The organism is Desulfovibrio sp. 1188_IL3213, assembly GCF_036763145.1.
Taxonomy (GTDB): domain Bacteria; phylum Desulfobacterota; class Desulfovibrionia; order Desulfovibrionales; family Desulfovibrionaceae; genus Desulfovibrio.
The window spans coordinates 1-1,003 of the sequence record NZ_JBAIYR010000631.1 but is presented as its reverse complement, the minus strand read 5'-3'; the positions used below and the strand labels follow the sequence as shown (position 1 = coordinate 1,003).

The following is a 1,003-nucleotide window of genomic DNA, read 5'->3' as shown; positions in this document are numbered from 1 at the left end:
CGCGGCCCGGTTCATGATGCGCCGGGCTATGGCCGGAGCACGGGCGTCACTGTCGGCCAGCGGGCGCAGTTCGATGGTCAGGCGCGAGGTTGCCATGGTCTGGTTGATGCCGTCTACCCCTACAAAAAAGACCACGCTTTCCACGGCCGGGTCTTCAAGAATCACTTCGGCAAGCTCACGCTGACGCCCGGCCATGGCCTTGAAAGAGGTGTCCTGCGGGGCTTCGGCCATACCCTGAATGACTCCCGTATCCTGCACGGGAAAAAAGCCCTTGGGCACGATGATGTAAAGCAGAACCGTAAGCGCCAGAGTGCCCACAGCCACGGCCAGCGTCAGCCGCTGGCGCGCCAGCACCCATTCAAGCCGATGCTCGTACCAGTCAAGCAGACGGGCAAAAAAGCGGCCCTCGCCCTTGCGATCCGCAGGGCGTTCCGGCCGCAGCATGACCGCGCACAGCATGGGCGTGAGCGTGAGCGAAATGACTGCGGAAATAAGGATGGTCACTGCCAGGGTAACGGCAAATTCGCGAAAAAGCCGCCCCACCACATCCCCCATGAAAAGCAGGGGAATAAGCACGGCCACCAGCGAAATGGTAAGAGATATGATGGTAAAGCCGATCTGCCCCGCGCCCGTAAGCGCCGCCTGAAGCGGGCGCATGCCCTGCTCCAGATAACGGGAGATGTTTTCAATGACCACAATGGCATCGTCCACCACAAAACCTGTGGCAATGACAAGGGCCATAAGGGTCAGGTTGTTGAGGGAATAGCCCGCCAGATGCATGACGCCCAGCGATCCCACCAGCGAAAGCGGCACGGCCAGCGCCGGTATGATCGTGGCCTGCGCATTGCGCAAAAACAGCCAGATAACCCAGATGACAAGGGCCACGGCCAGCAGCAGTTCCAACTGCACGTCGTGCACCGTGGCGCGGATGGTGGTGGTGCGGTCCGTGACCACGCGCACTTCCACGTTGCCGGGCAGGGTCTGCTGCAGGACAGGCAAAAGC

The 1,003-nt window shown here is 61.3% G+C and carries 1 protein-coding gene; it reads right to left on the bottom strand.

Annotated elements, in window-relative coordinates; genetic code table 11:
* On the bottom strand, positions 1-1,003 hold a 1,003-nt coding region (locus V6C16_RS14150; protein ID WP_333543546.1), incomplete at both ends, for an efflux RND transporter permease subunit.